The organism is Acidibrevibacterium fodinaquatile (genome assembly GCF_003352165.1).
GTDB classification, from domain to species: Bacteria; Pseudomonadota; Alphaproteobacteria; order Acetobacterales; family Acetobacteraceae; genus Acidibrevibacterium; species Acidibrevibacterium fodinaquatile.
Genome location: NZ_CP029176.1, coordinates 2,408,109 through 2,432,246, shown reverse-complemented (window position 1 = coordinate 2,432,246; position 24,138 = coordinate 2,408,109). Strand labels below are relative to the sequence as shown.

The 24,138-nt window shown below is 66.5% G+C and carries 19 protein-coding genes; 11 read left to right on the top strand and 8 right to left on the bottom strand.

Translation table 11 applies throughout. From position 1 onward, the window contains the following. Positions 1–2: 2 nt before the first annotated feature. The 8 genes from DEF76_RS11615 to DEF76_RS11580 all read left to right on the top strand — a co-directional run bounded on the left by DEF76_RS11615 (position 3) and on the right by DEF76_RS11580 (position 7,953). Positions 3–371 (top strand): DUF983 domain-containing protein, encoded by a 369-nt coding sequence (locus DEF76_RS11615; protein ID WP_114912469.1) that lies wholly within the window; start codon positions 3–5, stop codon positions 369–371. Further along, the gene (locus DEF76_RS11610) at positions 368–1,093 is read left to right on the top strand and encodes an SURF1 family protein (protein ID WP_114912468.1); all 726 of its coding nucleotides are present in this window, start codon (positions 368–370) and stop codon (positions 1,091–1,093) included. Before DEF76_RS11615 ends, DEF76_RS11610 begins: the two co-directional genes overlap by 4 nt. Continuing rightward, positions 1,086–2,567 carry a carboxypeptidase M32 gene (locus DEF76_RS11605; RefSeq protein ID WP_114912467.1) on the top strand — a complete coding sequence of 494 codons (1,482 nt, stop codon included), beginning with the start codon at positions 1,086–1,088 and terminating at the stop codon, positions 2,565–2,567. Before DEF76_RS11610 ends, DEF76_RS11605 begins: the two co-directional genes overlap by 8 nt. 60 nt (positions 2,568–2,627) lie before the next feature. Then, positions 2,628–4,109: a circularly permuted type 2 ATP-grasp protein gene (locus DEF76_RS11600; protein ID WP_456303832.1), complete on the top strand. Its 1,482-nt coding sequence runs from the start codon at positions 2,628–2,630 to the stop codon at positions 4,107–4,109. Further along, complete coding sequence (locus tag DEF76_RS11595) at positions 4,109–5,053, top strand: alpha-E domain-containing protein (RefSeq protein WP_114912466.1); 945 nt, start codon at positions 4,109–4,111, stop codon at positions 5,051–5,053. Before DEF76_RS11600 ends, DEF76_RS11595 begins: the two co-directional genes overlap by 1 nt. A gap of 11 nt (positions 5,054–5,064) precedes the next feature. Next, positions 5,065–5,874: a transglutaminase family protein gene (locus DEF76_RS11590; protein WP_114913845.1), complete on the top strand. Its 810-nt coding sequence runs from the start codon at positions 5,065–5,067 to the stop codon at positions 5,872–5,874. 280 nt (positions 5,875–6,154) lie between these two features. Then, positions 6,155–7,093 (top strand): glutathione synthase, encoded by a 939-nt coding sequence (gene gshB, locus DEF76_RS11585; RefSeq protein WP_240318987.1) that lies wholly within the window; start codon positions 6,155–6,157, stop codon positions 7,091–7,093. After that, a complete protein-coding gene (locus DEF76_RS11580) occupies positions 7,090–7,953 on the top strand; it encodes an MBL fold metallo-hydrolase (protein WP_114912464.1) in 864 nt (287 codons plus the stop codon). The genes gshB and DEF76_RS11580 overlap by 4 nt, the downstream gene beginning before the upstream one ends. A 264-nt stretch (positions 7,954–8,217) precedes the next feature. Here DEF76_RS11580 and DEF76_RS20365 read toward each other — a convergent pair whose 3' ends face one another. The 4 genes from DEF76_RS20365 to def all read right to left on the bottom strand — a co-directional run bounded on the left by DEF76_RS20365 (position 8,218) and on the right by def (position 13,378). Continuing rightward, positions 8,218–9,030, bottom strand: coding sequence for a CHAP domain-containing protein (locus DEF76_RS20365; protein WP_114912463.1), 813 nt, complete (start codon positions 9,028–9,030; stop codon positions 8,218–8,220). Positions 9,031–9,535: 505 nt separating this feature from the next. Continuing rightward, positions 9,536–12,118, bottom strand: a complete 2,583-nt coding sequence (gene clpB / locus DEF76_RS11570; RefSeq protein ID WP_114912462.1) for an ATP-dependent chaperone ClpB — start codon at positions 12,116–12,118, stop codon at positions 9,536–9,538. Between the two features lie 100 nt (positions 12,119–12,218). Beyond that, the gene (locus tag DEF76_RS11565) at positions 12,219–12,845 is read right to left on the bottom strand and encodes a COQ9 family protein (RefSeq protein WP_114912461.1); all 627 of its coding nucleotides are present in this window, start codon (positions 12,843–12,845) and stop codon (positions 12,219–12,221) included. After that, positions 12,842–13,378, bottom strand: a complete 537-nt coding sequence (gene def / locus DEF76_RS11560) for a peptide deformylase (protein WP_114912460.1) — start codon at positions 13,376–13,378, stop codon at positions 12,842–12,844. Before def ends, DEF76_RS11565 begins: the two co-directional genes overlap by 4 nt. A 154-nt stretch (positions 13,379–13,532) precedes the next feature. Between def and rpsU the strand changes: the two genes are divergently transcribed. Both rpsU and DEF76_RS11550 read left to right on the top strand, forming a co-directional pair. Continuing rightward, the gene (rpsU, locus tag DEF76_RS11555; protein ID WP_114912459.1) at positions 13,533–13,736 is read left to right on the top strand and encodes a 30S ribosomal protein S21; all 204 of its coding nucleotides are present in this window, start codon (positions 13,533–13,535) and stop codon (positions 13,734–13,736) included. Positions 13,737–13,785: 49 nt separating this feature from the next. Continuing rightward, complete coding sequence (locus DEF76_RS11550) at positions 13,786–14,256, top strand: MaoC family dehydratase (RefSeq protein WP_114912458.1); 471 nt, start codon at positions 13,786–13,788, stop codon at positions 14,254–14,256. 152 nt (positions 14,257–14,408) lie between these two features. On the opposite strand, the gene DEF76_RS11545 is transcribed toward DEF76_RS11550, so the two are convergent. From DEF76_RS11545 to purD, 4 genes are all read right to left on the bottom strand, one after another. Beyond that, positions 14,409–15,257 carry a PEP-CTERM sorting domain-containing protein gene (locus DEF76_RS11545; protein ID WP_162800612.1) on the bottom strand — a complete coding sequence of 283 codons (849 nt, stop codon included), beginning with the start codon at positions 15,255–15,257 and terminating at the stop codon, positions 14,409–14,411. Between the two features lie 176 nt (positions 15,258–15,433). Beyond that, positions 15,434–19,495 carry a translocation/assembly module TamB domain-containing protein gene (locus tag DEF76_RS11540; protein ID WP_114912456.1) on the bottom strand — a complete coding sequence of 1,354 codons (4,062 nt, stop codon included), beginning with the start codon at positions 19,493–19,495 and terminating at the stop codon, positions 15,434–15,436. Next, entirely contained in the window at positions 19,495–21,348 is a 1,854-nt protein-coding gene (locus DEF76_RS11535) for an autotransporter assembly complex protein TamA (protein WP_114912455.1), read from the bottom strand. Before DEF76_RS11535 ends, DEF76_RS11540 begins: the two co-directional genes overlap by 1 nt. A gap of 9 nt (positions 21,349–21,357) precedes the next feature. After that, entirely contained in the window at positions 21,358–22,638 is a 1,281-nt protein-coding gene (purD, locus tag DEF76_RS11530) for a phosphoribosylamine--glycine ligase (RefSeq protein WP_114912454.1), read from the bottom strand. A 67-nt stretch (positions 22,639–22,705) separates the two neighbouring features. Here purD and xseA point away from each other — a divergent pair, with 67 nt between their 5' ends. Continuing rightward, the gene (gene xseA, locus DEF76_RS11525; RefSeq protein WP_114912453.1) at positions 22,706–24,112 is read left to right on the top strand and encodes an exodeoxyribonuclease VII large subunit; all 1,407 of its coding nucleotides are present in this window, start codon (positions 22,706–22,708) and stop codon (positions 24,110–24,112) included. Positions 24,113–24,138: the final 26 nt, after the last annotated feature.

The following is a 24,138-nucleotide window of genomic DNA, read 5'->3' as shown; positions in this document are numbered from 1 at the left end:
CGATGCCGCCCGCCCCGGATGCGGCGATCTCGCCGATTTGGGCGGCGCTTGCGGGGCGGTGTCCGCGTTGCGGCCAGGGTAAACTGTTCGCGGGCCTGCTCACGGTGCGCCCCGCCTGCCCAGTTTGCGGTCTTGATCTCAGCGCTCATGATGCTGGTGACGGTCCGGCGGTCGCGGTTATTCTCGTCCTCGGCGCGGTGATCGTCGGCTTGGCATTCTGGGTCGAATTCACGTTCTCGCCGCCGCTTTGGGTGCATGCGGTGTTGTGGCCGGTGGTGACGGTCCCGCTCGCCATCGCGATGATGCGCCCGCTGAAGGCGGCGCTGATCGTGTTGCAATACCGCTATCGCCGCACCGAGATGGGGCCGTGACCGCGCCGCGCCGCCCGCGCAAGCGCCGCAATTTTCTCGTCCCGACGCTGAGCACGGCGGTTATGCTGGCGGTTTTGCTGGGGCTCGGCGTTTGGCAGTTGCGCCGGCTGGCCTGGAAAGAGGGCATTCTCGCGGCGATCGCGGCCGCCGAGGCAGCCCCGCCGGTCGCGCTGCCGGCGGCGCCGACGCCCTTTGAGAAAGTCGTCGTCCATGGCCGCTATCTGCCGGTGATCGCGCTCTACGGCGCCGACGTCCGCGAGACGGCGCGGGGGCCGACGATGGGAGGACAATTATTGCAGGTGCTGGTGCCGGCGGCGGGGCCGCCGCTTCTGGTCGCACGCGGCTGGATCCCCGACGGCGCGCTCGCCGCTTTCGCCGAGGCGGCGCCGGCGGTGAGCGTCACCGGCTTCGTCCGGCTGCCGGCGCGGCCGGGTTGGTTCACGCCGCGCGACGATCCCGGACGGTTACGCTTTTATACCCTCGACCCGGCTCGGATCGGCGACGCCCTCGGCCTCAAAACGGTCGCGCCGTTCACGCTGATGGCGATGGGGGCGCCGCCGCCCGGCGGCATCCCGGCGCCGGCCGAGAGCTTGCCGCGGCCACCGAACAATCACCTCTCCTACGCCCTGACCTGGTTCGGGCTCGCGATCGTGCTCGCGGTGATCTACGGTCTTTGGCTGCGAAGACATTGGCGGCAGGAGGGAGCCGGCGGCGATGAATGAGGCTTACACCCGTCTCCGGGCGCGCTTTGCCCGCATCGCGGTGATCGAGGAAGCGCAGGCGATGCTGGGTTGGGACGCCGCGGTGATGATGCCACCGGGAGGTGGGGCGGCGCGCGGCGAGCAACTTGCGGTCCTTGCCGGGCTTGCGCATGAGTTGCTGATCGCCGGCGAGATGGCGGATTGGCTCGCCGGCGCCGATCCCGGCGATGACCCATGGGAACGCGCCAATCTCGCTTTGATGGCAGAGCGCTATCGCCGCGCCGCGGCGCTGCCTGGCGATCTCGTCGAGGCGCAGGCGCGGGCCAATGCGGCGTGCGAGAAAATCTGGCGCGGGGCGCGCGCGGCGGCGGATTTTGCGCAGGTTTTACCCGCTTTCACCGAGGTCGTGCGGCTCGCGCGGGAAGCGGCCGCGGCACTCGGGGCGGCGCTCGGGCTTGATCCTTATGACGCGCTGATGGAGGGGTTTCAGCGTGGCGTGCGCGCCGCTGACGTCGCGCCGATTTTCGCGACCTACCAGGCTTTTCTCGCCGAGGCGTTGCCGCTCGCGCTGGCGCGCCAGGTTGCGCCGCAAATTCCCCCCGGCCCGTTTCCTGAGGCAGCGCAGGAGGCACTTTGCCGGCGCTTGGCGGCGCGCGCCGGGCTCGATTTCAGCCATGCCCGGCTCGATCGTTCCTTGCACCCGTTCTCCGGCGGCACGCCCAGCGATATCCGCATCACCACCCGCTATGACGAGGCCGATTTCGCGCAAAGCCTGATGGGCGTGATGCATGAGACCGGACATGCGCTTTATGAGGCGGGTCTGCCGACCGCTTATGCTCGCCAGCCGGTTGGCATGGCGGCGGGGATGGCGGTGCATGAGAGCCAGTCCTTGATCATCGAAATGCAGGCTTGCCGCTCGGATGCGTTTCTTGCTTGGCTCGGCCCAATTTTGCATGAGAGTTTCGGCGGGGCTGCGGCGCTTTACGCGCCGGAAAACTTGGCGCGACTAGGGCTGCGTGTCGGGCGCAGCTTGATCCGCGTCGATGCCGATGAAGTGACCTACCCCGCCCATGTCATCCTCCGCTTTCGTCTCGAACGGGCGCTGATCGCGGGGGATCTCGACCCGGCCGACCTTCCCGGCGCGTGGCGCGAGGGGATGGCGGCGCTGCTCGGCATCACCCCGCGAGATGACGCCGAGGGGTGTCTCCAGGATATCCATTGGTATGACGGCGCGTTCGGCTATTTCCCGAGCTATACGCTCGGGGCGATGGCGGCGGCGCAATTGATGGCGGCGGCGCGGACACGGGTGCCGGGGCTCGAGGCGGCGCTCGCCGCCGGCGATTTCACCCCGCTCCGCACCTGGCTCCGGGCCGAGATCCATGGCCGCGGCAGCCTGCTCGGGTTCAACGATCTGCTCCGCGCCGCGACCGGCAAACCGCTCGACCCCGAGGATTTCATGGCCCATCTCCGCCGCCGCTATCTCGGCGGGGGTTAAGCCTCGTCTGGTCTTTCTTTGTGTTTTTTGGCATGAGGTTTGCTAAGGTTTCTCCGTCCGATGCGAACGAGCGGGGAAGCGATGGCGCAGCCAGAGAGCGATCTGCCGGTGGCGAGGCAGGGGGCGGGCTCCGCCGGGTTCGACGAAATGCATCATGCGGGGATGTGCCGTGCGCCTTACGCCATGATCCGCGATTGGCTCAAGGATCTCCCGCCCGATCTCCTCCGCCGCAAGCATGAGGAGGCGGAGCTTCTGTTCCGCCGCGTCGGCATCACCTTCGCGGTCTATACCGAAGGCGGCAATCCCGAGCGCACGATCCCTTTTGACATCATTCCGCGGGTGCTCGATGCGGAGGAATGGGCCTTTCTCGAGCGCGGCCTTCGCCAGCGGGTGCGGGCGCTGAACGCGTTTCTCGTCGATGTCTATCAGGGGCGCGAAATCCTCCGCGCCGGGCGGATACCCGAGGCGCTCATCCTCATGAACGAGGGGTTTCGCCCCGAGATGCAGGATTTCATGCCCGTCCATGGCGCCTATACTCATATCGCCGGCATCGATATCGTTCGCCTCGGGCCACGCGAATTCTGTGTGCTCGAAGATAATTGCCGGGTGCCCTCGGGCGCTTCTTACATGCTGGAGAACCGCGAGGCGACGATGCGCCTGTTCCCTGGCCTGCTCGGGCGCCATCGCGTCGCGCCGGTCTCGCACTACCCCGAGGATCTGCTCGAGACCCTGCGCTCGGTTGCCCCGCCGCATTGCCCTGGCGAGCCGGCGGTCGCGTTGCTGACCCCGGGCGCCTTCAACAGCGCCTATTACGAGCATTCTTTCCTCGCCGACGAGATGGGGATCGAGATCGTCGAGGGGGCGGATCTCTTCATCGAAGACAATACCGTCTTCATGCGCACCACCGAAGGGCCACGCCGGATCGATGTCCTCTATCGCCGGGTGGATGACGATTTCCTTGATCCGCTGACCTTCCGCGCCGATTCGACACTCGGCGTCCCCGGCCTGTTCGGCGCCTATCGCGCCGGCAACGTGACGCTGGCCAATGGCGTCGGCGCCGGCATCGCCGACGATAAATCAGTCTACCCTTATGTTCCGGAGATGATTCGTTTCTATCTCGGCGAGGCGCCGCTGCTCGCCAATGTGCCGACCTTCGATTGTAGCCGCGCCGAGGATCTCGCCTATGTCCTCGCCCATCTCGACGAATTGGTGGTGAAGGAGGCGCGGGGCTCAGGAGGCTATGGCATGTTGATCGGCCCGCAGGCGAGCCGCGCCGAACGCGACGTCTTCGCGGCCCGCCTCCGTGCCCGCCCCGGTGATTATATCGCGCAGCCGACGCTCGCGCTCTCCTCCTGCCCGACCTATGTCGAGAGCGGGATCGCGCCGCGCCATGTCGATCTTCTTCGCCCCTTCGTTCTGGTCGGCAAGGAGATCCGTATCGTTCCTGGCGGGCTGACTCGCGTCGCGCTTCGCGAGGGGTCTCTGGTGGTCAATTCCAGCCAGGGCGGCGGCACCAAGGATACCTGGGTGCTGGAGGCGTGATGCTGAGCCGCACCGCCGACAGCTTGTTCTGGCTCGCCCGCTATATCGAGCGGGCGGAGAACGTCGCCCGTATCCTGACGGTCGGGCATCGCATGGCGAGCCTTGCCCATTCTTTAGGCAATGCCGGCAATGAGTGGCACTCGACGCTCCGCGCCGCTGGCTGCGAGGATGGGTTTTTCGGCAAATACCCGACCGCCGAGGCCGAGGCGGTGATCGCCTACATGGTCTTCGATGCCGATAACCCGTCCAGCATCTTCTCCTGCCTCGAAACCGCGCGCCGCAACGCCCGCGCGGTGCGCACCGCGCTCACCGTCGATATGTGGGAGGCGCTCAATCAGAGCTGGATGCGGCTCCGCGATCTCGATCCCGCGGCGATCATTGCGCACGGCCTGATCGATTTTCTCGACTGGGTGAAAGAGCGCTCGCTGCTCTTCAACGGCGCCTATACCAACACCATGCTGCGCAACGACGCCTTCTTTTTCACGCGCCTCGGCACCTTTCTGGAGCGCGCCGACAGTACTGCCCGCCTGCTCGACGTCAAATACCACGTTCTGCTGCCGCGCGATGAAGGGGTTGGCGGCGCTCTCGATTATTATCAATGGCAGGCGATATTGCGCTCGGTCTCGGCGTTGCGAAGCTATCACTGGATCTATCATGACCGTTTGCAGCCCTGGCTGATCGCCGAGCTGTTGCTGTTGCGCCCGGAGATGCCGCGGTCGCTGCGCGCGAGCATGGAGCAGATCGCCCGCCATCTCGATCTCCTTGCCGACACCTATGGCGGCAAGCGCGGGGAATGCCATCGTCTCGCCGGCGAGATGTATGCGCGGCTTCGCTTCGGCCGGATCGAGGATATTTTTCAGTCCGGGCTGCATCAATTCCTCGTCGCCTTTCTCGACCAGACGGCCCGTCTCGGCGGCGAGATCAGCCGCCTCTACTTGATGTGAGCGGGGTGGGCGTGCGTTTGCGAGTGCGGCATGAGACCAGCTACCACTATGATGCCCCAGTGATGGCGATGACCCAGTTGCTGCGCCTTGCCCCGCGCCCGCATGACGGGCAGCGCGTGCTTTCCTGGCAGGTGCGCGTCATGCCCGGCCGCCCGCTGCCTTCTTTCATCGACGGGTTCGGCAACATCGTCCATTGCCATGCGATCAATCATCCCCACCGCGCGGTGACCATCCTGGTCGCCGGCGAGGTCGAGACGGAGGCCACGGATGGCGTCGTGCGCGGTGCCGCCGAGCCGCTGCCGCCGCCGTTTTTCCTGCGCGAGACGAGGCTCACCGCGGCGGAGCCGGCGATCGTCGATTTTGCGCGCGGGATCGGAGGGGGAAATTCGGTGCTCACCGTGCTGCATGCGCTGATGCGTGCCGTCGGCGAGCGGGTTGCCTATCGCCCTGGGGTGACCGATACCGCTACCACCGCCGCCGAGGCGCTCGCGCGCGGGGGCGGGGTCTGTCAGGATCACGCGCATCTCTTCGTCGCCGCCGCCCGCGCCCGCGGCATTCCGGCGCGCTATGTCGGCGGGTATTTATGGACCGGGATGGCACCGGAGCACGACCAGGCGAGCCATGCCTGGGCGGAGGCGTTTGTCCCTGACATTGGCTGGGTTGGGTTCGATCCCTCGAACGGCGTTTGCCCGACCGAAGCCTATATCCGCACCAGCGTCGGCCTCGATTATCTCGCCGCGGCGCCGACGCGCGGGATTAGACGCGGCGACGCCGCCGAGACTCTGGCGGTCGCGGTTGCGGTCACCGCCGGAGATCAGTGATCCTATAGGATTCCGTCTCGGGCGGAAATCTCGCGCGCCATGCCGCCTCTGCATGGCGCTTGCATAGCGCGCCCGAATGACCTCATAGTTTACGAGATCCGTTAAATTTTAGGTCGGGCCCTCATGTGTGAGGGAAGACGTAAAAGAAAGATCGTTCTTTTTTACAAAAAAGAACCAAAAAATTTTTATCGGTTTGGCCGCGCTGCGGGCATTGCCTTTTCGGGGAAAATCGCTGCTCTGAGACATGAGGTTGCGCTTTGAACCAAGGACCAAGACCACGATGAAAATCGCCGTGCAGATGGACCCGATCGAAAGCCTCAATATCGAGGCGGATTCCACCTTCGCCCTGATGCTCGAGGGTGAGGCTCGCGGGCACGCGTTCTGGTATTACCATGTCCGCGATCTGGTGCTCGAGGATGGCGTGCTGCGCGCGCTCGCGCGCCCGGTTTCGGTCCGCCGCCGGGCCGGCGATCATTTCACCGCAGGCAAACCCGAATGGCTCGATCTTGCGAGCATGGACGTGGTTCTGATGCGCCAGGATCCGCCCTTCGACATGGCCTATATCACCGCAACCCACCTCCTCGAACATATCCACCCGCGGACCCTGGTGGTGAACGATCCGCGCGCGGTGCGGGATGCGCCCGAGAAGCTGCTGGTGACGCATTTTCCCGACCTCATGCCGCCGACCATGGTCGCCTGGAACGTCGAGGCCATTCGCGGCTTTCGTGCAACCCACCAGGACATCATCGTCAAACCCCTGTTCGGCAATGGCGGCGCCGGCGTCTTTCACATCCGCCCCGATGACGAGAATTTCGCGGCCCTGCTCGAATGGCATTTCGCAACCTCGCGCGAGCCGCTCATGGTGCAGCGCTACGAGCCCGCCGTGCGCGCCGGCGACAAGCGCATCATCCTCGTCGATGGCGAGCCGATGGGCGCGATCAACCGGGTGCCGGCGGCGGGTGAGGCGCGCTCGAACATGCATGTCGGCGGCCGGCCGGAAGCAGCATTGCTGACGCCGCGCGAGCGCGACATCTGCGCGCGCATCGGCCCGATGTTGCGCGACCGCGGGCTGATTTTCGTCGGCATCGATGTGATCGGGGACTGGCTCACCGAAATCAACGTCACCTCGCCGACCGGGATTCAGGAAATCGCGCGCTTCGACGGCACCAATCTCGCCGCCGCGATCTGGCAGCGGATCGAGGCGCGGCGGGTGTCATGAGCGCGGAGATCACCTCCTTCTTCGACCCGGCGACGCACACGCTGAGCCATCTCCTCGCCGATCCCAAGACCAAGGTCGCGGCGGTGATCGATCCGGTCCTCGATTTCGATTACGCCTCGGGCAAGGCCTCGGCGCGGATGGCGGCGGCGATCCTGGCCGCGGCCGCGGCGCGGGGGCTGAGCATCGATTGGTGTCTTGAGACCCATGTCCATGCCGATCATCTCTCCGCCGCGGCGTTTTTCAAGCGCGAGACCGGCGCCAAAATCGGCATCGGCGCCCGCATCGGCGAGGTGCAGCAAATCTTCCGCCCGGTGTTCAACGCAACCGACCTCTCCGGCGCCGGCGCGGAATTCGATCACCTGTTCGAGGATGGCGAGCGTTTCCAGATCGGGTCGCTCGAAGCTTGGGTGATGGCAACGCCGGGGCATACCCCGGCCTGCGTCAGCTACGGCGTCGCGGACATGGTTTTCGTCGGCGATACCCTATTTGCGCCAGATTACGGCACCGCACGCGCCGATTTTCCCGGCGGCAACGCGCGCACCCTTTATCGCTCGATCCGCCGTCTGCTGGCATTGCCGGGAGAGACGCGGCTATTTCTCTGCCATGACTATCAACCGCCGGGCCGCGACGACTTTGCCGCGGTCAGCACGGTTGCCGCGCAACGTGCGCACAACATCCACGTGCATGACGGTATCGGCGAGGACGAATTCGTTGCCCTCCGTGAAGCGCGCGACAAAACCCTCGCGACGCCGCAATTGCTGCTGCCCTCGATCCAGGTCAATCTCCGCTCCGGCGCCCTGCCGCCCAAGGAGGCCAATGGCGTGAGCTATCTCCGCATTCCGGTGACGCTAGCGCAGTGACGGGCGGCTGCTTCGACGGAATGCGTCGGCGCGCTAGAGCGCGATCGGTTTAATACCGGTCAGCGAAATCGCTGACCGGTATGCGCGCAGGGTTGGTGTGGCGGCTGCGCGCAACATCAAAAAGATACCAGCCAACCGTCTTCAAGCGACGTGTCATTCTTTCGGCTGGCTGGTATAAGTCGATCACGCTCTACACCTATTTTTTGGCGAGCAAGTGGGCCGGTTTTGATTGAACAGGAAGGTTCAATCAAAACCTACCTTGCTCTAGCGGAGATTGCGTTCCGGCGCGTCGGCGGTGAGGGTGTCGTAAGCGGGTGCCTCCGCCACTTCGTCGGCCATCGGGATCGCGGTCAGAACCGGCGTCGTCTGCCGCTCGGCTGGCGTGCGAAGATCACGCGGCGCGGGATTGAGCGGGAGCGCCCGCGGCTCGCCGGCAGCAGCGAAATTATTCCCGACGGCGCGATCATAGATGAAGCCGTACGTGGGATAGATGCTGCCGAATTTGCCCTGGTTGTCGAGAGCGAGGCGGACCGCCGTCCAATCATTCGCGGGCGAGACGTCGATGACTATCATGTTACGGGTGACGCGATTCTGACCCCAATGCGCGTGGTCGATCTCGATCTCGCGTGAGTTGATGACCCGCTTCACCACCGCGACATGACCGAGCCGCATGGCGCGATTGGCACGGAAGGCGAGCACGCTGCCGATCTCGGGTCGGTTGCCGCGGGCATAGACGCCGGCCGCTTTATCCCACCAGGTAAAGGCATCGCCGTGTAGATCGATCCCCGAAACCGCGCGAGCGAACGGCACGCATTGGAGGACATGCCCCGACGTATGGTACGAGGTTCGCTGGAAATAGGATTTATTTCCGCGCCGCCCCGCTGCCAAATCGTGAGGCAGGGCCTTGTGTCCAGAGCGGCCATGCCGCCGTGCCTGAGAGGAGGCGACAGGGCGCGATGGCGGCTCATGCGCGTTCTGCGAAGAGCTCGCCTGCTGAGCATGCAGAGATATCGGCGTTCCGAGCAGAAACAACGAACCCAAAAAGCAGAAAACACCACCACGTCGCCGGACTGGCATGGAACCCCCCTCGAAATGGCAAATCCATTCCGAAAGGTAACATCAGGGTTGCGGCCGCGACAATGCGAAAACCACGGTTGGTTTGCAATCTTGCGTAATAATACGATTTGCCCTGTGTATAACGCCATAGAATAAGACATAAATCCTATTTCAAGGCGGCTTTCGCGTATCGGTAACGTATCGCTACGTCTATTGTCACGCTCGGCATTTCGCAGATTCGGGCGCGCGGCCCTTCTATGGCACGATCTGATGCCCCGTGGAATGACGGGCGGCGCTTCGGTGCAACGCGCGGCAGAGGATGGCGGGCGCAAAGATTGGCAGCGTCAGTGCCATCGGCACCGACGCTGCGGGGGGAGGGTTTTTAGCGGGTTTGAGAGAGCCGGTTTCTCCTTCTTTTTCCGTTAGAGCGCTATCGGTTTAAGTCGATCACGCTCTACCCCTATTTTGGCGAGCAAGTTGGCCGGTTTTGATTGAACAGGATGGTTCAATCAAAACCTACTTTGCTCTAGGCGGCGTTTTCCAATTCGCCATTGATCAGGAGTCCGTCGCGTCCGGCGCTGATGCGCACCGTGTCGCCATCCTTCACGCTGCCCTCGAGGATGTGCCCGGCGAGCGGGTTTTGCAGATTGCGTTGGATCACCCGCTTGAGCGGCCGCGCGCCATAGACCGGATCGAAGCCTTCGCGCGCCAGCCATTCGATCGCGGTCTGATCGACGATGAGCGAGATGTGACGGTCGGCGAGCAGTTTCGCGAGGGCGCCAAGCTGGATTTCGACGATCGCCGCCATATCGCTGCGCTGCAGGCGCCGGAAGAGGATGATCTCGTCGATGCGGTTCAAGAATTCCGGCCGGAAATGCGCCCGCACCACCGCCATCACCTGGCCATGGACCATCGCCGTGCTCTCATTTTCGGGTTGCGCCGCGAGGATGTCGCTGCCGAGATTGCTGGTGAGCACGATGATCGTGTTCTTGAAATCGACCGTCCGCCCTTGGCCGTCGGTCAGCCGCCCGTCATCAAGCACCTGGAGGAGGACGTTGAACACATCCTCATGCGCTTTCTCGACCTCGTCGAACAGGATCACCTGGTAGGGCCGCCGCCGCACCGCTTCCGTCAGCACGCCGCCCTCGTCATAGCCGACATAGCCGGGCGGCGCGCCGATCAGGCGCGAGACGCTGTGCTTTTCCATGAATTCGCTCATGTCGATGCGGACCATGGCGCGCTCGTCATCGAACAGGAATTCCGCCAACGCCTTACAGGTTTCGGTCTTGCCGACGCCGGTCGGGCCGAGGAAGAGGAAACTCCCGATCGGGCGGTTCGGGTCCTGGAGGCCGGCGCGGGCGCGGCGGACGGCGTTGGCGACGGCGCGGAGGGCATCTTCCTGGCCGACCACGCGCTTGCGCAATTCCTCTTCCATGCGCATGAGTTTCGCGCGCTCGCCGGCGAGCATGCGATCGACCGGGACGCCGGTCCAGCGCGAGACGACACCGGCGATCTGTTCCTCGGTCACCGCCTCGTTGACGAGCTTGCCCTCCTGATGGGAGGCAGTCAGCTTCTTTTCGAGATCGGGGATGACGCCATAAAGCAGTTCGGAGGCGCGGGTGAGATCGCCACGGCGCTGCGCGATCTCGACCTCGCTCCGCGCCTGGTCGAGTCTCTCCTTGAGCTTTTGCGACTCCATGAGCTGGGCTTTCTCGGCCACCCAGGCGGCGCTTTTGGCGGCTGATTTTTCCTCGAGGTCAGCGAGTTCCTTCTCGAGTTTTTCGAGCCGCTCGCGCGAGGCCGCATCTTCCTCGCGTTTCAGCGCCTCGCGCTCGATTTTGAGCTGGAGGATGCGGCGGTCGAGTTCGTCGAGCTCCTCCGGCTTGCTGTCGACTTCCATACGCAGCCGGCTCGCCGCCTCGTCGATCAGGTCGATGGCTTTGTCGGGCAGGAAACGGTCGGTGATGTAGCGGTTGGAAAGAGTCGCCGCGGCGACGATGGCGCCATCGGTGATGCGCACGCCGTGATGGAGTTCGTACTTCTCCTTGATGCCGCGCAGGATGCTGATCGTATCCTCGATGCTCGGCTCGTCGATATAGACCGGCTGGAAGCGCCGCGCCAAAGCCGCGTCTTTCTCGACATGCTTCCGATATTCATCGAGCGTTGTCGCGCCGATGCAATGCAGCGCGCCGCGCGCGAGTTCGGGTTTGAGGAGGTTCGAGGCATCCATCGCGCCGTCGGCGCGGCCGGCGCCGACGAGGGTGTGCATCTCGTCGATGAAGAGGATGATCTCCCCGCCCGCTTCCTCGATTTCCTTGAGCACCGCTTTGAGTCGCTCCTCGAATTCGCCGCGGAACTTGGCGCCAGCAACCATCGCGCCGAGATCGAGCGCCAACAGGCGCTTGCCCGCCAACGCCTCGGGGACGTCGCCATTGACGATGCGAAGCGCAAGCCCCTCGACGATCGCGGTTTTGCCGACGCCAGGCTCGCCGATCAGCACCGGATTGTTCTTGGTGCGACGGGCGAGCACTTGAATCGTGCGGCGGATTTCCTCGTCGCGCCCGATCACCGGGTCGAGCTTGCCATCGCGTGCGAGCTGCGTGACATCGCGGGCATATTTTTTGAGCGCGTCGAAATTGGCCTCGGCATTGGCGCTGGTGACGCGCCGACCCTTGCGAATGTCATTGAGCGCCTTTTCCAGCGTCTGCGGTGTCACCCCGGCCTCCGCCAAAGCGCGGGCGGCGGGGCTCTCGACACTGGCGAGCGCGACCAGGACACGGTCTTGCGCAACGAACTCATCGCCCGCCTTGCGCGCCGCCTGTTCGGCGGCATCGAGCACGCGCACGAGATCGGGCGCGGCCTGCGGCTGTCCCGCGCCACTCCCTTGCACTTTCGGCAGCTTCGCGATCGCCGCGTCGACCGCCGCCTTGGCCGCCTCCGGCCTGCCGCCAGCGGCGCGGATCAGGCCGGCGGCGGCACCCTCCTCATCGTCGAGCAGCGCTTTTAGGAGATGTTCGGCGCCGAGGCGCTGGTGGAATTCGCGAATCGCGATGGTTTGCGCGGCCTGCAGGAACCCCCGCGCGCGCTCGGTGAATTTTTCGATATCCATGATGATGTCCCTCGTGACTTAGGCGACCCCCCGCCCGGCCCCGGTTGTGGCGGCCGGCGGGATGCTTTCACAAATCATCTGGGCAAGCCGCGGAGTGGTCTCAAGAGGGCGCGAGGGTGCCGCAGGCAAATGGCAGACGGGTTTGCAGGCGTGCGCGCCACTGGCCGAAGGTTTTCAGCCCGGCGAGGCGCCGGTCGAGAAAGGCAAGCGTCGCCGCGTCATCGGGGCTGGCGTCGGCGAGCCAATAAAGCAGCGTCGCACTATAGATTCCGGCAAGCGTCGCGCGTTTGGTGTACCAGGAGAAATCCGTGGCCTCGTCGCCGGCGGCGTGCCAGATCGCGTCCATGCTGCGGGCAAGCAGGCGGAGGGCGGCGAGCCGGTGGCGGCGGAGCGCGAGCCGGCCAAGCGCGTGACGCACCGCCTCCTTATGCGGCCGCATGACCGCAAGCCGCGCCGCGAGCAGTGCCCGCACCCGCCCGGTCAGGCCGCGCCCGGTGAGATCGGCGTGCGCGACCATGAGGCGATCGGCGCGCGCGGTGAACGCATCGATCATGTCGAGCGCGCCGCCGGGAAAGAGCCGCGTCGCCTCGGCTTCGGCCTCGCCGTGGCGGCGGAGGACGGCGGCGAGGGCCGCGCGCGACCAGCCGGGAAAGTCCGGCTCGGCGAGCAGGCGTTCGAGTGCCGCCTCGCGTGCGCTGAGGATGGGATCGGCCGATATCTCGGTCACGAGGCTTGCTCCGCCGCGCGCGCGAGTTCCTGATCGAAGCCGAACAGGCGGAAATCGGTCATGCGCATCGGGTAGAGAATACCATCGAGGTGATCGGTCTCGTGCTGCACGACGCCGGCATGGAATCCGGCGGCGATGCGCTCAACCGGCGACCCTTCGGCATCGAGGCCGCGATAGCGGATGCGCCACGGCCGCGGCACGGCGCCGCGAAGGCCGGGGATCGAAAGACACCCCTCCCAGCGGAGACGAATATCGTCGCCGAGCGGCTCGATCTCGGGGTTGATCAGAACGCTCGGGGCGAGCGGCGCGTCTTCCGGGTCATCGCCGCCGCGGGCCGCGGGGACGCGATAGACGAAGAGCCGGAGCGGCACATGCACCTGCGGCGCCGCGAGCCCGACGCCGGGCGCGTCCAGCATCGTTTCCATCATATCGGCGACCAGGCGGCGGATTTCCGGCGCCGTTGGGTCATCGACCGGGGCGGCTTTTTCGAGCAGCACGGGATGCCCCATGCGGGCGATCTTCAAAATGGCCATGGTCTCCACATAAGCGCTGGAAAAAGCTTTGGCGAGAGGCTGGCGCGTGCTATAGCGCCTCGCCCGGACGGCAGAGGCCGCCCACCGGGCGTCTTTTGTTTGCGACGCGGGATCGGCCCGCGGCCGCGATCCAGCGAAAGGAGAAAGCCGCCAAGTGCAAGTCGTTGTTCGTGACAATAATGTCGATCAGGCGCTCAAGGCGCTCAAGAAAAAGCTGCAGCGCGAAGGTGTGTTTCGTGAGATGAAGCTGCGGCGCCATTACGAGAAACCCTCCGAACGCCGCGCCCGTGAGGCCGCCGAAGCGGTGCGCCGGGCCCGCAAGATGGAACGCAAGCGATTGGAGCGCGAGGGATTTTGACACCCGCGCGGGGGAGGGGGCACCGCCGGCCCGTGGAGCGGCGGACGCCATGACGGGCGATCCGCCAAGCCCGGCCGCAATCCGCTATTTCGAGGATTATCCGCTCGATTCGGCGTATGAATACGGCCCGGTCAGCGTGACCGAGGCCGAGATCATCGCGTTCGCCCGGCAATTCGATCCGCAACCGATCCATATCGACCGCGAGGCCGCCGCGTCCGGCCCGTTCGGTGGCTTGATCGCGAGCGGCTGGCACACCGCCGGGCTGATGATGCGGCTGCTTGCGACGCATTTCCTCTCATCGACCAGCATTGCTTCGCCTGGCATCGATGAGCTGCGCTGGCGCGCGCCGGTGCGGCCGGGAGATCAGCTTCGTATCCGGGTGCGGATCACGGAGGCGGCGCGTTCACGCTCGAAGCCCGATCGCGGCATGATCCGGAGCGCGATCGAGGTCATCAATCAGCACGACACCGTGGTGATGTCGCTCTCGGCGATGAATTTGATACGCTGCCGGCCATCCTAAGCGAAAGCGGGGGTGGCCGCTTTTCCTGGGCGTGGCCGCGTCCGCAGCTCAGAGCGCGATCGGTTTAAGTCGATCACGCTCTACCCCTATTTTGGCGAGCAAGTTGGTCGGTTTTGATTGAACAGGATGGTTCAATCAAAACCGACCTTGCTCTAGCGGCGGCGCAGCCGCGCCGCGCCAAGCCCGAACAGGGCAGTCCCGAACAGAACCAACGAGGCCGGTTCGGGTACCTGGACCGGCGGATTGCCGTTGGAGGTGGGTGGCACCAAGCCGGGGGTCGAGATCGTGCCGCTTCCCGAGATACTGCCATTATTGACGATGGTCGCGCCTGACGCCTGAATCCCGGTTTCGTTGAAGGTGAGCGTGATGCTCATCGTCTGATCGAGCGAGGAAACCCCGTTATAGCTGAGAATATTCGCCCCCGAGCTGGGATTGGCGGCAACAAAATTGCCGACTTCATAGACCGTCACCGATTCGCTGCCCGAGGCCGCGCTGCCGGTTTCGTTGAGGATCTCGGAATGGTATTGCTGCCCGTTGATGGTGATTGAACTCGCGCCGGTGAAGGTGCCAAGGGCGGAGGCGAGGGTAAAATTATCGAGCGTGCCAAAACTGAAGCTGACGCTGCTCGGAAGGCTCTCATTGCCCGAATAGGCGGTGATCGCGGAATTGCCGTCCAACCCCATAGGGGTCAAGGAGCCGGTTCCTTGGGCCCAGGCGACGGGAGACGTCGAAAGCCCGGTTCCCCCCGAAAACGTCAATCCGCGCCCGGCCGCGATGAGGGAAAAGAGATCGTCCCCGGCGATGGACGGGCTGACGGTCGGGAGGGACAAAACGGCGGAACCGGTGATCGTTCCCGCCAGCGCCGGCGTGGCCGCGGTGAGGAGCGGGAATGCCGCCAACATCGTTGCCGCGTATGCCGGACCCGCCAGCGAGTGCCGCATCCGGGCCAAAATCGAGGTTTTCATGCCATATACCCCCACACCGATAGCCACTTCAGCCACCTCACCGCCTCCTGGCAGACCAGCACGGCTCGCAGCTTCTCCTTTTTGTAGATTAATTTCGGCGTCAACGCAGGAACAAGAAGGCGCTCGTTCTAAAAATTTTAATCACGCATGGATTATATGAACGCCCCGTGCCCGGGAAGATAGTGACCATTTTATTAAACTTGTTAGGCATATTAATATTGGAGCTGATAGCTCAGGCCGATGCTGTTGGCGCCGTAGCCGCTGCCGGCGGTGGTGTCGAGCTTGACGCCGCGCCCGAGATTGACCTGCAGCTCGGCCTGGGTGTCGTTGGTGCCGGTGGTGCCCTGTTTGGCGCCCAGATAAACGCCGGGGGCGATGTAGCGGCCGGCCTCCAGCGTCGGCACCGATTGCGCCGCGCCCGGCCCGTTTGCCGGGCCCGGCGTCTGATTGGTCGGCGTGCCGACGGTCAGGCGATCAAGGCCCAGCGAGCTGCGGAGACTATCCATTGCCCCACTCGGCCCGGCCGCGCCGGAAAGCTGCGCGACTCCGGCGGCGATCTCGGCCAATTGCAGCGCGCTGAGCTGCGACGCTGATTGCCCGAACAGGAGATGGGCGAGAATATCGTCCTGCGGCAGTTCCGGGGCGCTGGTGAGGGTGATTTTCGGCGCTGAGGCAAAGCCGCCGACGGTGAGCGTCGCCGAAACATTGCCGTTCGAGCTGGTGGCGACGAGGTTGAGCGCCGGATCGATACTATGCCCGCCCTCGAAGCCGATCGTGCCGGAGGTGAAATTGAGCGAGGTGCCGCCGAGACTGACAAGACCGCGCCGGAGCGTGAGCCCGCCCTTCACCACCGGCGCACTGGCCTCGCCGCTGACATCGAGGCGGCCGCCGAGTTCGGCGTCGATGCCGCGGCCATGGATGAAGACAGCCTCCGGCGCGATGATGGCGAGCGCCAGCGTGATGTCCGGACCGCTGGCCGAGGGCTGCGCCGGCGGCGGTGGCGCGCCGGCGCGCCGGACCTGAAGGGTCGTGACCGTGGGCGGCAGCGAATCGGGGATGGTGATTTCGGCGCGCTTGATCGTCACCGTGCCGCCGAGGGCGATCGCCGTCAGCGCCGCGCCGGAGATATGGAGGTCGCTGTCCAGCCGTTCGGTGAGCTGATCGGTGGTGATCGGGCTCGCGTTCTGAGCGCTGAGCTTGAGATCGAGCGGGATGTTGGGGGCGAGGGCGCCGATCGTTCCGGAAGCGGTGATGGTTCCCTGCCCGGCCTTGGCGGTGAGGTTTACGATGCGCAGGGTCTCCCCGCTTGCTTCCAGACGGGCGGCGATGGCGCGGAGATCGAGCCCTTGCGCGAAATCCCGTGCTTCGCCATCGCTGAGCGTCGCACCGCCAGAGAGCGATGGCGCGACGCGGGTCCCCGAGACACCGGCATTGAGCGCGAGCGCGCCGGTGACGCGTTGGCCGCCGGCGGTCAGAATGGGATCGAGGAGCGCGAGGTTGAGCCGCCCGCGCGCGGTGAGCGCAAAAGCCCCATCCGGGTCCATCGGCACCGCGCCGGCGACCACGAGATGGGCGTCACGCCCGGCATCGAGGGCGCTGTCGAGCTGGATTTTATGGCCATCGAGAGCGGCCTTGGCGCGAAGATCGGCGGGCGGCATCGCGCTCGCCGGCCCGCTCGACGCATGGAGGCCGGTTGCGGTGAGCGTGACCGTGCCGGACGGCCGCGCCGGTGCGCCGTTGAGATGGGCGGCCATCGTCACGACCCCGGCGCTGTTTGCGAGCTGCGGCAGGAATGGCGCCGCAAGCGCCGGGGTGAGATTGTCGAGGCGCGCGGTCGCATCGAGGCGCGGCGTGAGTTGGCCGGCAAGGGTCAAGCGGGCAGCGCCGAGCCCAAGCGCAAGGCGGTCGAGCGCGATACCATCGGCGAATGTCAGATGCATCGGCGAAAGCAATTGCAATGTCTCGCCATGCCAAGACGCCGCAAGCGCGGTGAGCGCGACACGCTTGGCTTCGGCATCGAGGGTCGCGCTGGCCGAGGCGCTGGCCGGTGCGCCCGCGAGGTTTTTCAGGCTGGCGTCGAGCTTGGTGACAAGGGCGTCGCGCTTGCCGGCCGCGGACAGCGTCGCATCGCCGGCGAGGCTGCCGGCGGCGATTCCTTGGAGGGAAAGCCGTGCCGAAAGCGCCGGCGCGCTCGTCGGCGCGGTGACGCTGGCCGCAAGGCGGGCATGGGCGACGCTCGCCGTTCCCGCTATTCCGGCGTCGTCCGCGGTCAGATCCAACGTCGCCCGGTCTTGCTCTGCGGTTGCCGTCGCGGTCACGCTGCCGATGAGGTTTTGCCTGATGACGGGCGCAAGGTCGGCGAGGCGCGTGAAGCGGAGCGTGAATTTCCCGGTCGGCAGGCTCGCGGCCGGGGAAAGCTCGGCCTGGCCGGTGCCGGCAAGGCTCTTCCAGCCGAGATCGGTGAGGGCGAGCCGGGCCGCGCCATCGGCATCGCGCGCGGCATCGAGGGCGAGATGGAGCGGCGCGCGATCGAGGGTCGCGGCAAGCGTGAGATGGGCGCGCGGCGCGGCCGGAAGGGATTGAGCGGCAACCTCTACTCTGAACGGCGTCTCTGGCAGCGGCGCCGCGCTAACGCGGCCGGCGACGCGTGCGGTGGCGGCGAGATCATCGAGCCGGCCGGCGACGTGGCCATGCCCGTCGATCGCGCCGGCGAGCGCCGCATTCACCGCCGCGAGATCGGCAAGCGCGAGATGCCAATCCCATCCCAGCGAACCACCGATCAGCCCGCCCGCCGCGGCGAGCGATAGAGCCCGGCCATCGACGGTGAACGCGGCTTCCGGCACGTCGCCGTGCGCGCGGTCATAGCGCGCCGCCGCCGCGAGATGCGTCGTCCCAAGCAACGCCGGGATCGGCGCCATGCCGCCCGCGATCGCGACGTCGCCGGCGAGATCGGCGCTCGCAAGGTCAGCGTCAGGAAGCATTGCCGAGAGGAGGAGGTGGGCGCGGCCGGCGAGATCGACCTTGCCGATCGCGGCCAGCGGCGCGAGGTCGGGGAGATCGAGGCTCGCCGTCGCAGCGATCGGCCCGCCCAGCGTCGCTTGGGCCGCGAGATGGAGGAGGGGATGGTCGAGGGTGAGTGACGCCGGCCGGGTCGGGGCCTTCATCGCGAGTGTGGCGGCGAACGTCAGCGGGGCGGTGGCGAGAAGATCGGGGGCCGGACCCGGGAGATGGATCGCCTCGAGGCGGGCATTGAGGCGGGCAGTGCTGGTATCGCCAGCAAGATCGGCGGTGATCGTCCCAACCCGCGCGCCCGCGGCGGCGAGCCCGTCGATCTCGAGATGGCCGCTTGCCCGGGGTGCCGCGAATGGCCCCGTCGCCGTCGCCGCGAGGGTTGCCGCGCGGAACGAGACGCCCGGCGCCGGCGCCATCGCCGGGGCGTTGGCGGTGAGTTTCAGGTCACCGGCGAGGTGATCGAGATCGACCCGGCCCGAGAGATCGGCGCGCAGCGGGCCGGCGGCGAGCGTGACGCCGAGCGCCGCCGCTGTCCGTCGCCCGGCGAGATGAGCGGCGGCGGAAATGGCGCCGAGGCTCGGCATCTTGCCGAGGGTCGCGATCAGTCCGGAAGCCGGCTCGTCCAAATTTAGCCGCGCCGTGACATCGGGCCCGGCGAGCGTGAGCCGCGCGGTATAATGCCCGGGATGGTCATCGAGCGCGGTGACATCGAGCGCGGCCTCGGCATCGTCGAGAGCGCGGAGCCGTGCCGAGCCCTGGATCGCGAGCGCCATCGCCCGCCCCGCGACCGGCGCCGCGATCTCGAGGCGGGTGATCTCGAGCCGCGCGAGCACGAGGCGGACCGGAAGCGGGAACAGGCTGTGGCTCTGCGCGGGCGCGGGCGGGGGTGCCGGTGCAGGCGTGGCTTCGGGCAGTCGCGCGACGCGGATGCGGCCCGCCGCCAGCCGGGTGATCCGCAGCTCACGCGCGATGAGCGCGGCGAGGTCGAGATCGAGCGCCGCGTTCTCGATCCGGAGCCACGGCCCATGCCCATCATCGAGTTCGAGGGCGCCGAGGCGCAGCCGGTCGGGGAAGCGCCCGGTGAGCCCGGCAAGATGCACCATGCCGCCGGTGAGCGTCGGCGCATAGCGCTCGACCGCATGCTGCCCGGGGCTGGTATTGAGGGCAACACCGACGAGCCCCAGCGCCAACACCAGCACCAGCACGATGGCGGCGAATGCCACTCCCAACCCGGTCGCGAGACGCCGCAGGGCGCGCGCCATCAGAATGCCTCCCCGAGTCCGACATAGATTTCGAACGGGAAATCCCCCGGAACCTGCACCAGCGGCACCGCGAAATCCACCCGGATGGGGCCAAATCCGGTGAAATAGCGCACGCCGACGCCGACACTCGGATAGGTCTGGCCGGTGAAGGGGGCGGGCTGCTCGCTCACCTGGCCGACATCGAAAAACGTTGCGGCACCCCAGTTGCTGCCGATGCGCTGACGCAGTTCCACCGTGCCGGCATCCATCGCGAGGCCACCGGCTGGCAACTGGTCGGCGAATTGTGGGCTCGCCCATTGATAGCGGTAGCCGCGCATATTGGCGCTGCCGCCACCATAAAAGCGCTGATCGGCAGGCACCTGGAATTCGCTCGCGCCCCAAATGTCACCGACCATGGCGCGGAGCGCGAGCACCGTTCGGCCATTGCCGAGGAGGTCGATATAGGTCGAAGCCTGGCCCTGGCCGATGACGAAGAAGGCGTGCCCATCATAGCCGCCGAGGGAGGCGGTCGGCGTCACCTGCGCGGTGGCACGCACGCCCTTGGTCGGCTCCAGCGGGTTGTTGGTATTGTCCCATTTCAGCCCGACCGGGGTGCTGAACAAGGCATAAAAAAAGCTGCTGTTGTTCTGACTGATCACCTCCTGCTCGAGCCCGGCGCCGATATTGACCGAGAGCGCCGGGGTGATCTGGCGCGTCACCGTCGAGGTCGCGTAAAGCGCAGTTTGCGTATAAGTATAAAGATATTGCTGCAACGCGGTGACATTGAAGGAAAGTGTCTGATCGATGCGCTGCCATTGCGGGATGGTGTAGGTGCCGCTCAAGTTATAGCCGGGATACTGGGCATCGAGACCGCCGATTTCATCGGCGCTGGCCGAGAGTGTCAGGCTCTCGCCATTGCCGAAGACGTTGCGGTCGGTCCAGGATGCGGTGAGGTCGGCGCCGAGATCGGTGGAGTAGGAGCCGCTGAAATTGATCGCATGGCGCGGCGCCTCGGTGGCGGCGAAATCGAGCGGCAACTGGCCGTTGGCATCGAGCTGGTCGGGCGTTTCCGCCTGCACCCCGGCGAATACCGGCAGGCCGGCGAGGAGCTGGCGCTGCTGCTCGATCTGATCGGCGTCGTAGGGCATGCCTTGTTTCAAGGTGATCAGCCCCTCGGGGAAATTCGGGTTGACCATTTTCAGCCCCTTAAGCGTCACTGGCCCGAGATCGACGCGCGGGCCAGGATCGGCGTGGAAGCTGACATCGAGGGTGTGGGTATCGTCATGCGCGATCGCCTCCGGCGGCGCGACTTTGGCGAAGGCGTGGCCGTCATGTTTCAGGGCCTTGAGCAGCTTTCCTTGCCCCGCGAGGACGTCCGCTGCGATCGCCGGCTGGCCGGGCTTGAGGCCGGTCGCGGCGCGTTCGCTATCGGTCACCTCGCCGATGATATCGATCTTGCCGAGGTGATAGAGCGGCCCGGTGTCGATGCTGACCACCACCGGCGCGGTCGCTTTGGCGGGCAGGGCATCGAGGGTCGCGAGCAAAGCGGGATCGTCGAGATCATGCCCGAGAATGCTGATCGTGACTTTGCCCAAATAATATCCCTGGCTTTCGAGCGCGCTTTGAAAGCGGACGATATCCTGGCGGGCGCGGGCGATAAGGGCGAAGGGGCCGATCGCCGCTTTGCCGCGCAGCGAAATCAGCGTCGAGGACTGGCGGAGGAGGGCATCGAGATCGGCCCGACCGGTCGGCTTAATCTCGACAGTATAGGCGAGCGGGTCGGCGGCGCGGACGATCATCGCCGCCAGCAGCGCTAACGCGACGAAGAGCTGAAGGGCAAAAGTTTTTTGGTTCTTTTTTACAAAAAAGAACAATTCCTTTCCCTACCCGCTGCCCGCCAATGCTCGCCAGCCGATGTCGGAGCGGCAAAACCCATCGGCGAAGTCGAGCCGCGCGATCGCCTGGTAGGCAGCGTCGCGAGCCGCCCGCAGGGTGTTGGCGGTCGCGGTGACGGAGAGGACGCGCCCGCCAGCGGCGATCAGCCGGCCATCGGCGGCGCGGGCCGTGCCGGCGTGGAAAATCCGCACCCCCGGCACCGCGCCAGCCGCCTCGAGGCCGCGGATTTCGCCACCCGCAACCGGCTTTGCGGGATAGCCGCGGGCGGCGAGCACGACGGTGATCGCCGCCTCCTCCCGCCAGCGGAGATCGACGCCCGCCAAATCGCCGTCGCAGGCGGCGAGCAGGGCCGGGAGCAGGTCGGAGTGCAGCCGGGGCAGCAGCACCTGACATTCCGGGTCGCCGAAGCGGACATTGAACTCGATCAATTTCGGCCCATCGCGCGTCAGCATCAGCCCGGCGAAGAGGATGCCGCGGAATGGCGTGCCGCGGCGGGCGAGCGCCGCCAATGCCGGGCGGACGATTCGCGCCATGGCGGCGTTCTGGAGATCGGCACTCAGCACCGGCGGCGGCGAATAGGCCCCCATGCCGCCGGTATTGGGACCTTTATCGCCGTCGCCGACGCGCTTGTGGTCTTGCGCCGCGCCGAGAAAGATTGCGGTCTCGCCGTCACAAAGCGCGAACAGGGAGACCTCCTCGCCGACGAGGCATTCCTCGATCACGAGTCGCGCACCCGCGCCGCCGAGTGTGCCTTTCTCCATGAAATCAGTGATGGCCGCTTCCGCCTCGGCGAGGCTGGCCGCGACCACCACGCCCTTGCCGGCGGCGAGGCCATCGGCCTTGATCACGATCGGCGCGCCCTGGCGGCGAAGATAGGCGCGGGCGGCGGCGGGGTCGTCGAAACTCTCCCAGGCGGCGGTCGGGATCGCGGCTTCGGCTGCGATTTCCTTGGTAAACGTCTTCGAGCCTTCGAGCCGCGCCGCCGCGGCGCTCGGGCCGCAGCAGCGAATGCCGCGCGCCGCTAGCCGATCGGCAATGCCCGCAACAAGTGACGCCTCCGCCCCCGGCACCACGAGATCAACGCCGTGTTCGACGGCAAACGCCGCCAAAGCCTCGACGTCATCGGCCTTGATCGGCAGATTTTCGGCGATCTCGGCGGTGCCGGCATTGCCCGGCGCGCACCAGAGTTTGGCAACCAACGGACTCATCGAGAGCCGCCATAACAGCGCGTGCTCCCGCCCGCCCGCGCCCAGCACCAGAACCCGCATTCTATCCCCTTCACCCCAAATCCGGCCGAGGCTTCACCTTCGGCGCGAAATCCTTACTCTCGCCGCTATGAGCGATGAAACACCCCCCCTCCTTAGCCCGGTCTCCAACATCCCGGAATATACGGTTTCGGAAATCTCTGGCGCCGTGAAACGGACGCTCGAGGGCAATTTCGGCCGTGTGAGGGTGCGCGGCGAGATTACCGAGTGCAAGCGCTACCCCTCCGGCCACGTCTATTTTGCGTTGAAGGACGAGGGCGCCAAGCTCGCCGGGGTGATCTGGAAATTCACCGCCCAGAAACTCGACCTCAAGCCGGAAAACGGGGTTGAGGTGATCGCGACCGGGCGCATCTCGGCCTACGCTGACCGCTCCTCCTATCAGCTCATCGTCGAGCGGCTCGATTATGCCGGGGTCGGCGCGCTGCTTGCGCGGATCGAGGCGCTGCGGCTGCGGCTCGATGCCAAGGGCCTGTTCTCGGCGGCGCGCAAGCGGGCGCTGCCGCTGCTTCCGCGCGTCATCGGCGTCGTCACCTCCGAGCAGGGGGCGGTGCTCCAGGACATCCGCACCACGCTTGCGCGCCGCTTTCCGCGCCCGATCCTGCTTTGGCCGGTCCCGGTGCAGGGCGAGGGCGCGGCCCTTCGCATCGCCGCCGCGATCGAAGGCTTCGGCGCCCTGCCGCCGGACGGGCCGATCCCGCGGCCTGACGTGCTGATCGTCGCGCGTGGCGGCGGCAGCCTCGAAGACCTGATGGCGTTCAATGACGAGGCGGTGGTGCGGGCGGCAGCCGCCTCGCCGATCCCGCTGATCGCCGCCGTGGGGCACGAGACGGACACCACGCTGATCGATTTCGCCGCGGATCGCCGCGCCCCGACCCCGACCGCCGCCGCCGAGCTCGCGGTGCCGGCGCGGGACGATCTGCTTGCCGACCTCGCCAACAAGGCGGCGCGGCTTTCCGGCGCGCTGACCGGGCGGCTACAGGCGGCGCGGCTTCGTCTCGCCCGCGCGGCGGCGAAACTGCCCGATCTGCCTTCCCTCCTCGGCACCGCGTCGCAGCGCCTCGATGACCGCGCCGGGCGGCTCGCCCGCGCGCTCCCCGCCTATCTCACCCAGCGTCGGAACCGGTTCGAGCGGCTCGCAACCGGGCTCGCTGCGGCGCTTCGCCACCTTGCCGCCGAGCGCCGCGGCCGCGCGATGCGAATCCTCGCCCGCCTGACCCCCTCGCTCCTTGCCGCCCGCCTGCGCGAACGCCGCACCCATCTCGCGGGCCTTGCCGCCCGCCTCGAATCGGTTTCCCACCGCGCCGTGCTGGCCCGTGGCTACGCCCTGGTGCGCGGCGAGAAAGGCCGGGTGTTGACCAGCGCCGCCAGCATCGGCCCGGGCCGAGCCATCACCCTCGAACTCCACGACGGCACCATCGCCGCCACCACCCATCGCGCGCGCCCGCTGCAGACCGAGCTACCGCTCGGGGACGGGTAGGGGAGGGGCGGGGGCGAGGACGAAAA

Coding starts and splice junctions, on each gene's coding strand:
- DEF76_RS11600 (WP_456303832.1), top strand. CDS start 2,628: ATGCGAACGAGCGGGGAAGCGATGGCGCAGCCAGAGAGCGATCTGCCG.
- xseA (WP_114912453.1), top strand. CDS start 22,706: ATGAGCGATGAAACACCCCCCCTCCTTAGCCCGGTCTCCAACATCCCG.
- purD (WP_114912454.1), bottom strand. CDS start 22,638: ATGCGGGTTCTGGTGCTGGGCGCGGGCGGGCGGGAGCACGCGCTGTTA.
- def (WP_114912460.1), bottom strand. CDS start 13,378: ATGGCCATTTTGAAGATCGCCCGCATGGGGCATCCCGTGCTGCTCGAA.
- DEF76_RS11550 (WP_114912458.1), top strand. CDS start 13,786: ATGACGGGCGATCCGCCAAGCCCGGCCGCAATCCGCTATTTCGAGGAT.
- DEF76_RS11605 (WP_114912467.1), top strand. CDS start 1,086: ATGAATGAGGCTTACACCCGTCTCCGGGCGCGCTTTGCCCGCATCGCG.
- DEF76_RS20365 (WP_114912463.1), bottom strand. CDS start 9,030: ATGCCAGTCCGGCGACGTGGTGGTGTTTTCTGCTTTTTGGGTTCGTTG.
- DEF76_RS11540 (WP_114912456.1), bottom strand. CDS start 19,495: ATGGCGCGCGCCCTGCGGCGTCTCGCGACCGGGTTGGGAGTGGCATTC.
- DEF76_RS11615 (WP_114912469.1), top strand. CDS start 3: ATGCCGCCCGCCCCGGATGCGGCGATCTCGCCGATTTGGGCGGCGCTT.
- DEF76_RS11595 (WP_114912466.1), top strand. CDS start 4,109: ATGCTGAGCCGCACCGCCGACAGCTTGTTCTGGCTCGCCCGCTATATC.
- clpB (WP_114912462.1), bottom strand. CDS start 12,118: ATGGATATCGAAAAATTCACCGAGCGCGCGCGGGGGTTCCTGCAGGCC.
- DEF76_RS11580 (WP_114912464.1), top strand. CDS start 7,090: ATGAGCGCGGAGATCACCTCCTTCTTCGACCCGGCGACGCACACGCTG.
- gshB (WP_240318987.1), top strand. CDS start 6,155: ATGAAAATCGCCGTGCAGATGGACCCGATCGAAAGCCTCAATATCGAG.